The organism is Helicobacter apodemus (assembly GCF_003097575.1).
GTDB lineage: Bacteria > Campylobacterota > Campylobacteria > Campylobacterales > Helicobacteraceae > Helicobacter_D > Helicobacter_D apodemus.
Window position 1 is genome coordinate 1,854,891 of sequence record NZ_CP021886.1, and the last position, 10,702, is coordinate 1,865,592.

General features: G+C 31.9%; 12 protein-coding genes and 1 tRNA gene. 10 read left to right on the forward strand and 3 right to left on the reverse strand.

The annotated features are described in order from the left end of the window. Nucleotides 1-79: 79 nt before the first annotated feature. Nucleotides 80-289: a hypothetical protein gene (locus CDV25_RS09180; RefSeq protein WP_108911679.1), complete on the forward strand. Its 210-nt coding sequence runs from the start codon at nt 80-82 to the stop codon at nt 287-289. Between the two features lie 47 nt (nt 290-336). On the opposite strand, the gene CDV25_RS09185 is transcribed toward CDV25_RS09180, so the two are convergent. Together CDV25_RS09185 and CDV25_RS09190 are read right to left on the reverse strand one after the other, a co-directional pair. Then, nucleotides 337-421, reverse strand: a tRNA-Leu gene (locus CDV25_RS09185). Nucleotides 422-478: 57 nt separating this feature from the next. Next, nucleotides 479-1,543: an agmatine deiminase family protein gene (locus tag CDV25_RS09190; RefSeq protein WP_108911680.1), complete on the reverse strand. Its 1,065-nt coding sequence runs from the start codon at nt 1,541-1,543 to the stop codon at nt 479-481. A gap of 63 nt (nt 1,544-1,606) precedes the next feature. On the opposite strand from CDV25_RS09190, the gene CDV25_RS09195 reads away from it, so the two are divergent. The 6 genes from CDV25_RS09195 to CDV25_RS09220 all read left to right on the forward strand — a co-directional run bounded on the left by CDV25_RS09195 (nt 1,607) and on the right by CDV25_RS09220 (nt 7,832). After that, on the forward strand, nt 1,607-2,224 hold the full coding sequence (locus CDV25_RS09195) for a hydrogenase-4 component G (protein ID WP_108911681.1): 618 nt from the start codon (nt 1,607-1,609) through the stop codon (nt 2,222-2,224). Between the two features lie 8 nt (nt 2,225-2,232). After that, on the forward strand, nt 2,233-3,261 hold the full coding sequence (tsaD, locus tag CDV25_RS09200) for a tRNA (adenosine(37)-N6)-threonylcarbamoyltransferase complex transferase subunit TsaD (protein ID WP_108911682.1): 1,029 nt from the start codon (nt 2,233-2,235) through the stop codon (nt 3,259-3,261). A gap of 65 nt (nt 3,262-3,326) precedes the next feature. Continuing rightward, nucleotides 3,327-3,821 carry a thiol peroxidase gene (gene tpx / locus CDV25_RS09205; RefSeq protein WP_034553331.1) on the forward strand — a complete coding sequence of 165 codons (495 nt, stop codon included), beginning with the start codon at nt 3,327-3,329 and terminating at the stop codon, nt 3,819-3,821. A 3-nt stretch (nt 3,822-3,824) separates the two neighbouring features. Then, nucleotides 3,825-4,376, forward strand: a complete 552-nt coding sequence (locus tag CDV25_RS09210; RefSeq protein ID WP_108911875.1) for a YqiA/YcfP family alpha/beta fold hydrolase — start codon at nt 3,825-3,827, stop codon at nt 4,374-4,376. A 108-nt stretch (nt 4,377-4,484) separates the two neighbouring features. After that, the gene (locus CDV25_RS09215) at nt 4,485-6,503 is read left to right on the forward strand and encodes an ATP-grasp domain-containing protein (protein WP_108911683.1); all 2,019 of its coding nucleotides are present in this window, start codon (nt 4,485-4,487) and stop codon (nt 6,501-6,503) included. Then, entirely contained in the window at nt 6,504-7,832 is a 1,329-nt protein-coding gene (locus CDV25_RS09220) for a sodium-dependent transporter (protein ID WP_108911684.1), read from the forward strand. Between the two features lie 6 nt (nt 7,833-7,838). Here the strand turns inward: CDV25_RS09220 and CDV25_RS09225 are convergent, their stop codons facing one another. Continuing rightward, on the reverse strand, nt 7,839-8,147 hold the full coding sequence (locus tag CDV25_RS09225) for a hypothetical protein (RefSeq protein WP_108911685.1): 309 nt from the start codon (nt 8,145-8,147) through the stop codon (nt 7,839-7,841). Between the two features lie 94 nt (nt 8,148-8,241). Between CDV25_RS09225 and CDV25_RS09230 the strand changes: the two genes are divergently transcribed. From CDV25_RS09230 to CDV25_RS09240, 3 genes are read left to right on the forward strand one after another with little or no spacing between them, the layout of a single operon-like run. After that, nucleotides 8,242-9,198: a methionine ABC transporter ATP-binding protein gene (locus tag CDV25_RS09230; RefSeq protein WP_108911686.1), complete on the forward strand. Its 957-nt coding sequence runs from the start codon at nt 8,242-8,244 to the stop codon at nt 9,196-9,198. Nucleotides 9,199-9,207: 9 nt separating this feature from the next. Beyond that, nucleotides 9,208-9,858 (forward strand): methionine ABC transporter permease, encoded by a 651-nt coding sequence (locus CDV25_RS09235; RefSeq protein ID WP_034553336.1) that lies wholly within the window; start codon nt 9,208-9,210, stop codon nt 9,856-9,858. Between the two features lie 22 nt (nt 9,859-9,880). Beyond that, on the forward strand, nt 9,881-10,699 hold the full coding sequence (locus CDV25_RS09240) for a MetQ/NlpA family ABC transporter substrate-binding protein (protein ID WP_108911687.1): 819 nt from the start codon (nt 9,881-9,883) through the stop codon (nt 10,697-10,699). Nucleotides 10,700-10,702 lie beyond the last annotated feature (3 nt).

A 10,702-nucleotide genomic window follows, 5' to 3' on the forward strand; every position in this document is an offset into this window, starting at 1 on the left:
AGCTTTTAAAGTGGGTTTATCTTTAAAAACACCTGCTAGTTTTTGGGCTGTCTTGTAGATTTTAGAATCCTCTCCTAATTTGTTTTTTAAACCCTCTAAACTTGTCTCTGCTTTCTTTGAATGCAGTGTTTGTGGGCTTCCTCCGATATTTTTAGCAAACTCTAAAAGCTCCTCTCTCTCCTCTTTAGAGAGTGTGCTTAATGCTAAGTCTTTAGCAGCTTGTATGTTTTGTGTGCCTGTTATGTTTTCTTTGAGGTCTTTTGGTGAGTATTTTCCGGGAATTATGTAGAGCTAAAGATTGATATTAGGAATTATTGTGAAAAGTTTATTAAATTGTGGTGCGGAAAAGAGGACTTGAACCTCCATGCCTTGCGGCGCCAGATCCTAAGTCTGGTGCGTCTGCCAGTTTCGCCATTTCCGCTAATAAATACTTAGGAGGGGAATTATATTTAAACAAGCTTAATTTAGCATTATATATTTAAGTATATCTAAATTTTTGGAGTGCTTGAAAATTGAGAGTTTTATAGGGGAGTTGCATACTAATACAATGCAAACTCCCGTGTTGTCTTATTAAGACAGAACAATCAATGGGGATAATTTTGTGTTTGGGTAAAGCATTTTGTAAGATCTTTATCGCCTTTTGGTCATTGTTGTCTTTATAGATTGGTAATAACACGCGATTATTAATAAATAAAAAGTTTGCATAAGTTGCAGGCAGACGTTCATTGTCATAATATTTTGGTGTGCAAAAGGGCAGAGGGATAAGAGAAAAGGATTTTCCTTCTAAATCTTTACAAGCTTTTAATTCTTTTTTCATTTTTAGTAGAGATTTATAATGCTTATCTTCCTTATCCTGACATTCTAAGTAGGCTATGGTATTAGGATTTATGAATCTTGCAAGAGTATCAATATGGCTATTAGTATCATCTCCCTCTAAAAAGCCATTATGAAGCCAAAGAATCTTTTTTAAACCAAAATCTTTTTTGAGGATTTTTGTGAGTTTTTTTTGAGGATAAGCAGGGTTACGATTTTTTTCTAAAAGACATTGAGTGTTAGTAAGTAAAATGCCATTCCCATTAGATTCTATACTTCCTCCCTCTAAGATAAGTTTTTTTGTTTTGACATTTTGTAAGATTTTGAGTTTTTTTAAATTGCTTGTTATTTGATTATCAAGATTTGCCGCAAATTTTAACCCCCATCCATTAAAACCATAATTTAGTGTAATATTTTGACCATTTTTGCAAATGGTAATTCCTCCAAAATCTCTAACCCAAGTATCATTAGTTGGCATTTCTATGAGATAAAGATTATAAAGGAGTTTCAAATCCCATTGCCGAGTTATAAAATAATTTTGTAGATAGATTTTGGTTTCTTGTCTATTTTGGGAGATTAAAAGACAAGTTTGAACTTGCAAAATTTGGTAAATAACTTCGCAATAGACTTCTCGTGTTTCTTCTAAATACTCTTTCCAAGGAGAATCTTTATGGGGGAAGCAGAGTAATGTGCCATCTTGTTTTTCCCATTCAGCGTAAAGTTTTTTCATTTTCTGCTCTTTTTTTTTAAAAAATACCGATATTATTACATAAATTTTGTCAAGGAGGGCATAATGGCTATAGAGAATGTGAAAGGTAGTTTAGAATATAGTAAAGATTTGCAATCTGCGATGGCTTCTAATCCATTGAAAAAAGAAACAACGAGTGAAACACAAAGACAGAAGAATATTCAAGAGGCTGCTTCTAAGATTGATGCAAAAGCCCTAATGACTAGTTATGTCGTGGAGTTTCAAATGAATGTTAGTAGCACTAGTGAAAATAATTTTAATAGCCAAAATGGTGTTAGTTTATTGGGAGGCAGTGCCTTGAGTAATCCTGACAGATTAACGAGTATTCTTAATGGTTTAGATTTAAATGCCATTGGATATAAGGGCAAGCCATTACAGGAATTAACATCTAATGAGGCTAAAGCATTAATTGCAGAAGATGGGTTTTTTGGTATTGCAAAAACTTCAGCAAGGATTGCAGATTTTGTGATAGCCGGCGCAGGTGATGATGTAGAAAAGCTAAAGGCAGGAAGAGAAGGGGTAATACGCGGTTATAATCAAGCACAAAAGGCTTGGGGTGGAGAGTTACCAGATATTAGTAAAGAAACCCTCCAAAAATCTTTAGAGAAAATTGATAAACGATTAACAGAGCTTGGCGTGAATGTTTTAGAGGAAAATGTTTAAGGGATACTTTGGGCGGATTAATTTTAAGTATAGAAAGCAGTTGTGATGATAGCTCTATTGCGCTTACAGAGATTCAAACAAAAAAAATTATTTTTCACCAAAAAATCTCTCAAGAGAAACAACATTCTGTATTTGGGGGAGTTGTTCCGGAGCTTGCAAGCCGATTGCATGCAGAGTTGCTTCCACAAATTTTAGAAAAAACTCAATCTTATTTTAAGGATTTAAAGGCGATTGCTGTTACCACTCAACCTGGTTTAAATATAACTTTATTAGAGGGATTGATGATGGCAAAAACCCTAGCTTATACTTTAAATCTTCCTTTAATTGGTGTTAATCACCTCAAAGGACATCTTTATTCGCTTTTTTTAGAAAAAGATTCCATTTTTCCACTAGGCGTGTTATTGGTTTCAGGTGGGCATAGTATGCTCTTTGAAGCAAGAAGTTTTACAGAGATGAAGATTGTAGCAAGAAGCATTGATGATAGTTTTGGGGAGAGTTTTGATAAAGTCTCTAAAATGTTAGGATTAGGATATCCAGGAGGTCCGATTGTAGAATCTTATGCAAAAAATGGTAATGATTTAGCTTTCTCTTTTCCTATTCCTTTAAAGAGCAAGAAAAAGTTTGCTTTTAGTTTTTCGGGTCTTAAAAATGCGGTGCGATTAGAAATAGAAAAAGCTAAATCTAAGACAATGGATTTGGAGAGATTTAAGGCTGATATTTGTGCGAGTTTTCAAAGAGTGGCTGTTGAACATTTATGCCAAAAATGTAATATTTTTTTACAACAAAACCAAAAACGCGAAGATAAAGAATACCAATGGAGACATTTTGCTATTGTTGGGGGAGCAAGTGCTAATGGGTTATTAAGAGAGAAGATAACTAGAATTTGTGAAAATTATGACATTTTTCTACTTTTATCGCCCTTGGAATATTGCTCAGATAATGCGGTAATGATAGGGCGAGTAGCCATTGAATCTTATATGCGAAAGGAATTTGATGATTTAAATCTTCAAGCAATTCCTAAAATGCAAACTTTTTAATCTTGTTTTTAGCTAAAGTTATTTAGAATGAGAACTTTTAAATAAAATATTGTAAGGATAATGAGATGGTTACTTTTAAAGGAAGTTCTGTTAAATTAGCAGGTAAAGAAATAAAAGTTGGCGATACTGCTCCTAAGGTAGAGCTAGTAGCAGGTGATTTAAGCCTCAAATCTGTTGGTGGTTCAACTGGAAAATATCAAGTTATTAATGTTGTTCCTTCATTAGATACTGGTGTATGTGCAACACAAACAAGAAAATTTAATGAAAAAGCGGCAAGTTTGGCTAACACAGAGGTTTTTGTTGTGTCTTTAGATTTGCCTTTTGCACAAGGTAGATTTTGTTCTACAGAAGGGATTAAAAATGTAGAGGCATTAAGTGATTTTAGAAATAAAAAATTTGGTGAATCTTATGGGGTATTACTAGATGGTTCTCCTTTAGATGGGCTTTTAACACGTGCGGTTTTTGTTGTTGATCCACAAGGTAAAGTGGTTTATAAAGAGATTGTTTCTGAAATCACAGAAGAACCTAATTATGAAGGTGCTTTGAGTTCTATCAAGTAATTGATGCTTTTATATTTGCACGGATTTAGAAGTATAGGATTGTGCTATAAAGGCACAATCATCCGTGATTTTTCTCCTCATTCTCTCACTCCTAATCTTCCTTATGTTCCGGATTTGGCTATAGAATTTATTCAATCCCTTATTGAAAAATACCAAAAGCAATATAAGATTTGTTTAATAGGAAGCTCACTTGGGGGATATTATGCGACTTTTTTAGCAGAAAAATATCATCTTAAAGCTATATTGGTTAATCCCGTTATTGATGGTTATAAGACTTTGCTTCCAGCAGTTGGAAGAATTCATATTCCTTACAATAATCAGACTTTCCTTTGGACTATAGATTTGGCTTTGAGCTTAAAACAATATTATGTAGAAACCATTACTCCTAGCCTTTATTATGTGATGTTGCAAAAGGAAGATAAAGTCTTAAATTATAAAAATGCTGTTGAAAAATTTAGAGATTCTAAAATGCTTCTTCAAGAAGGTGGCTCTCACCGCTTCGAAAATTTTCAAGATCAAAAAGATTCTATTTTGCAATGGGCAGATGAATATTAAATTTAAAAAGATTAAAAGAAAAATTTAGGTTTTTTAATCTTTTTTATAAAATAATGTGGTTATAATATTAGCTCTTTCCAAAATATTAAATTTATTTTAAGGAATAAAATGGAGCAATCAACAATTGGTATCTTAAGCACTTATATGCCTATGGCGGAACGATATAAATCCCAGTTTATATCGCTTAATACATTGCTTAGTAAAACAACACTTACAGGAAAAATAAGCTCTTTAGACATAGCAGAAAATTTATTCGATTATATGGAAAAAACACAAGAAAAATTTGAGTCTTTGCAAGATAAGTTGATTCACACAATTATTGAGCAAAGTTTTTTAAATGGTTATGAAGAAGCACAAGTTTCTGTGAAAATTATAGGAGATAGAGTTGTTGGTGAATTAGATGCTTGTTATAAAAGTATTTCTATTTTAGCAAGAAGCTCTCATGCTATACGTTTATATAAAGAATTTCATTCTAAATATAATACACATAAAGATGAGGCGCTTGAAAAATTAGAGGAACTCCGTGCCTATTTACAAGCTTTTAAGGAGAGTTATTTAGTTTATAAAGATGTCTTATTGTTTGATGATCAGGGAAAGATGGTGTTCTCTTTAAATGGTGATGCAATACCGGCAACAAAGATGTCAGCTGTTTTGGAGGCTGATAATATAGCTCTTTGTCAAGATTTTTATCAAAAAGTAGATTTTTATAATGAAAATTTAGATTATCAAAGCAATGAATACTTTTTTGTAGTGCCTATGCGTGAAGATAAAGACCAAAGCTCTTTTGCTACAATTGTGCTTATTGTGAATTTGGATGATATTTTTAAAGAAGTTGTTTCTTTGTTTCCTTATAGATTGTCTCAAGCAAATATTTTCATCGTGGATTCAAAAAATCATGTTTTATATTCGGATAATAGTAAATTGTTTGCAGAAGGACGAGTAATAACTTTTAATGTGAATAAAGATTTTACTTTTTTAAGCGTTCGATCTAGACTTTGCCTTACCGCTTCTCAGTCTTTGTCTGTTGCGGAGTCTTATAAAAGTGTTACTTCTGAATGGAAAATTTATCGTGTTGTTCCTTTATCTGTGGTATTTGATGTTAAAAGTCGTAGTAAGCACGAAGTGGAAGCTTATCTATTAGAAGATTCTTTATTGATTACTGGAGATTTGAGTAATGTAATTATTGAAGCTGAAAATATTAATGAAGACTTAGGTGATGTTGTGATTAATGGTGAAATTATTGCTTCAAAGAGTCACTCTTATGCTCTTAATCCCATTTTAAATAGCATTAGAATCCTTAGTGAAGAGATGAATGCTTTATGTATTACCTCCACAGAAGAACTTCAAAAAGGTATTTATCATACTTTATTTAATGTAGTTGGGTATTATTCGCAGTATTTTGCTACGACAATGGATGTTTTATTGTCAAATTGTATTAAAGATATTCGTTGGATTGAAAATCTTGCAGGTTTTAGAAAATTCTTAGAAGAACCCAATGCGGCTAATGAAGTGGATATGATTGCACTTTTGGAAAGATTAGGGAATAGTTTTAAGTCTTATTATAATATATTGTTTTTTAACGAAAGGGGAGAAATATTAAAAAACTCTAGAAAGCAAGATGATATTAATGGTCAAAAAATTGTTATTGCTGAGAAAGTTTCGCAACTTTCAATTTATAAAAATGGTATTTTCATATCAAATTATGAGAAAAGTAATTTTTATAATAATAGAGAAACTTTTGTATTTTATGTTCCAATCCTTAAAGAAAATCGTGTGATAGGAGGACTAGCTTTTGTTTGGGAATCTGAAATTCTAGCAACAATTTTAAAATCTTCTTTATTAAAAAATCTTTCTATTATCTCAGAAAAGAGTGAAGTTTTTACTGTTTTGTTTGATTCTAATGGAACGATTTATGCTACTACAAAAGAAGATTTTTCTTTTGAAGGTTTCTTTGAAAAACAAATAGATTTTAAAAAACTTAAAAACACTAAAGAGATTATAAAGGTAGGTAATAAGTTTTATTTAATGTCTTTAGAAACTACTAATGGTTTTCATATTACTAACCAAAGAAAATCTCTGTATTGTGCTATTTTTGTCGCTATTAAAGAGGATAGTGAGATTCAATAAATGATAAGATTCTCTAAGGTGGGCTATATCTTAGCAACTGCTGGGAGTGCCATTGGTCTTGGAGCTATATGGAAATTTCCCTATATGACAGGGCAAAATGGCGGAATGGCATTTGTTTTTGTCTTTACTTTAGCCTTTTTGCTATTTGGCATAAGCGTATTTATTGTTGAAATATTTTTTGGTAGAGCATCTAGACAAAATGCTATTAGCACTTTTGAATCTTTAGCACCAAAAAATATGGGATTCCTGAAATTTGGTGGATGGATGATATTTTCTGGAGTCTTGATTTTTTCTTTTTATGTGGTAGTTTTGGGTTGGTTATTGCATTATTTGTTTTTAGTGATAGCTGGAGGATTACCAAAGAGTTTAGAAGCCGCTGAAGTCTTGTGGGTTGAATTTATAGGTGGTGAGATTCCCTATCAACTTCTTTGGCATTTTGTAATTGTTGCTCTTTGTGCTTATATTTTAAGTAAAGGCGTTAAGAAAGGTATTGAACGTTTAAATTTTATTTTAATGCCCCTGCTGCTTCTAATTTTTATAGGATTACTTGGGTATTCTATGTTTCAAGATTCTTTTAAGCAGTCTTTTGAATTTTTATTTACTCCTGATTTTAGTAAGCTTAATGCAAAAGTAATTGTAGAGGCAATTGGGCAAGCTTTCTTTTCTCTTTCATTAGGAGTGGGTGTGATTTTAACTTATTCTAACTCAATACCTAAGGAGGGGAATTTTATTCGTTATACCATTATTATTGCTTTACTTAATTTTATTTTTTGCTTGATAGCGGGATTGGTTGTTTTTACTTTTATTTTTGGTTATGGGGCAGAACCCTCCAGCGGCCCAGGTCTTGTTTTTATCTCTCTGCCTTTAATTTTTGCTAATATGGGAGTTAGCGGAGATATTATTGCCTTTTTATTTTTTGTCGCTTTAATTTTTGCAGGAATTACTTCTGCAGTTTCTATGCTAGAGCCTTTTAATGCTTATTTAATGGAAACTTTTCATTGGAGTAGAAAAAAGACCAATTTTTTTAGTATTGGTATTTCTTATGTCTTGGGAGTGTTTGCTTTGTTTAGCAATACAGCTTTGATGAGTGAGGCACTTAGCTTTTTTGATAAAAATCTTTTTGGATGGTTTGATTATATTACCTCTTCTTTTATGTTGCCTTTAGCTAGTGTATTTATGTGTATTTATATGGGTTGGATACTTAAAAAGGATAAAGTTTATGCAATGAGTGGGGGGTATTTAAAAGGGATTTATTTTCAAAGTTGGTACTTTACGATTCGGTTTATTGCCCCTATTGGCATTATTGTTGCAATGATAAACTTAATTTAAATTCTATTATTTTTCATCTTGAAAAATACTCTCTTGAATACTCCTTTGTGCTTCTTGAACCTTTTTTAGTAATTCTTCTTGCTCTTTTGTTGTGTTTTGTGTGGGTTGTTGTGGAGATTTGATGGAATTATAGTTATCTATAATTCCCATTTTTACAAAAGTATCTTCATAATTTTTGCCACCTTTTTTAATGCGAATATAAACTTGTCCGCTTGCTTGATCATAAAGATAAGTATCATCTAAATCATTAAACATCACCCAAGGTTGAGCACTTAGTAAGGTTATGGTAAAGAAAATAATTAGTAAGTTTTTCATTAGACATTCCTTTTTAAAGTTGTGGAATTTTAGCAGATTTTAAAGAATAAAATTTGATAGAATATTATTGTTTGAAATTATTTTTAGGAATTTTATGAATTTTATAGAAGTGAGTGAATTAAATAAGAGTTATGGAGATTTACAAATTTTAAAAAATATTAATCTTACTATTAAAAAAGGTATCATTTTTGGTCTTGTCGGTCATAGTGGAGCGGGTAAAAGCACTTTACTTAGGACTTTTAATGGATTAGAAAATTTCCAAAGTGGTCATTTAAAAATTAATAATGTAGAAATTGATAAATTAAATAGTGGGGAGTTAAGAGAATTTAGAAAAAAAGTTGGAATGATTTTTCAACATTTTTCTTTAATGCATAGAAAAAATGTTTATGAAAATGTTATTTTGCCTTTGCAATGTTGGAGGCAAAAAATTGATAAAAAAAAGATTTATAATCTCTTAGAACTTGTAGGCTTAGAGGAAAAGGCTCAATTTTATCCTAATGAATTAAGTGGAGGACAAAAACAAAGAGTTGCCATTGCTAGGGCTTTAGTTATGAATCCTCATCTATTGTTAAGCGATGAAGCTACAAGTGCGCTTGATCCTTCTATTACAGGCTCTATTTTAGATCTTTTAAAACAAATTAATGATGAACTTGGTGTAACAATTGTGCTTGTAACACACGAGATGGAAGTGGTTAAAAAAATTTGTAAAGAAGCTGCATTTATGGAAGCAGGAGAGGTTTTAAAGAGTGGGAATATCGAAGAGTTATTTTTAGAACCTGATAAAAAAATGCGAGAATTTTTAGGAGAGAATGAGATTTTACCTAAAGAGGGCATTAATATCCGCATTTATTTCCCAAAAGAAGTCGCACAAAACCCTATTATTACAAAAATGGCTAGAAATTTAGAAATGAATTTTAATATTGTTTGGGGTTCTTTAGAATCTTTTGGTGGTATAGTCTTAGGGGTGCTTGTGATTAATATTGCTAAAGAATTTCAAGAGGGTGTTTGTAGCTATCTTAGCAAGAGTGGAGTGCGTTGGGAGATTGTTTAAGGAGAATAGATGGATTTTAAAATACTAAAATTACTTTTTGAGGCGACTTTAGATACTTTATATATGAGTGTTATGGCTACCTTTATTGCAACCCTTTTGGCAATTGTGCCTGCTGTTTTGCTTGTTCTTTGTTCCCCTAAGGGATTATCACCCAATGTAATAATTTTTAGAATCTTAGACACTATTACTAATACTTTACGCTCTTTCCCCTTTTTAATCCTTATGATTGTTTTATTTCCACTAACACAATGGATTTTAGGTAGGAGTATCGGTGCTACGGCAGCGATTATCCCTCTTAGTATCGGGGCATCTCCTTTTATTGTTAGAATTTTAGAAAATGCTCTTAAAGAAGTCGATAAAGGCGTTATTGAAGCAGCACAAAGTTTTGGTGCTGGGAATATCCAAATTATTTTTAAGATTATGTTGGTAGAAGCTTTGCCAAGTATCATTTCAGGCATTACATTGGCTTTAATCTTGGTGATTGGATTTAGTGCTATGGCGGGTGCAGTTGGTGGTGGAGGTTTAGGGGATATAGCTATAAAATATGGTTATTATAGGTTTCAAAGTGATATTATGTTATATACTGTCGTGATTTTAATTTTCTTAGTGCAAGTTATTCAAAGCTTTGGAGATTTTTTGTATAGAAAATTAAAACATTAATTTTTATTTTAAAAGGAATAGAATGTTTAAAGCAATTGTAGGTATTTTTGGAGCAATCATTGCTTTAGTATTGGGTGGTTGTGGCGATGATATGAAAGTGGCTTTAGATGATGGCACAAAAGAAAAAACTATTTTAGTAGTAGGTGCTACACCAGAGCCTCACGCAGTGATATTAGAGCAAATTATTCCTTTGCTACAAGAGGATGGAATTAGTTTAGAGATAAAGGAATTTACCGATTATGTAACCCCTAATCTTTCTTTGCAGGATGGTTCTTTGGATGCAAATTTTTTTCAGCACGAACCTTATTTGAATACCTTTAATAAAGAAAAAGGAACTGCACTTGTAAATGTTGCTGGTGTGCATTTAGAACCAATGGGAGTATATTCTAATAAAATCAAGAGTTTGAAAGAATTAAAGAATAACGATTTAATCTCTATTCCTAATGATCCTTCAAATGGAGCTAGAGCCTTAAGGATTTTAGAAAAAGAAGGCATTATCACACTTAAAAAAGATGTGGAACTTGCTTCTGTGCAAGATATTGTAGAAAATCCTAAGAATCTAAGCTTTAAAGAAATAGATGCTCCCCAACTTACGCGAACATTAGATGATGTTAGTGCTAGTATTATTAATACGAATTTTGCACTTTTAGCTGGGCTTAATCCTCTTAATGATGCTATTGCCATAGAGAGCAAAGATTCTCCTTATGTAAATATTTTAGTTGTAAAACAAGGTAGGGAAAATGATGAAAATATACAAAAGCTCATTGGGGCTTTACAGAGTCCAAGCGTAAAAGATTTTATTATGCAAAAATATGGAGGAGGCATTCTTCCTGCTTTTTAGGAA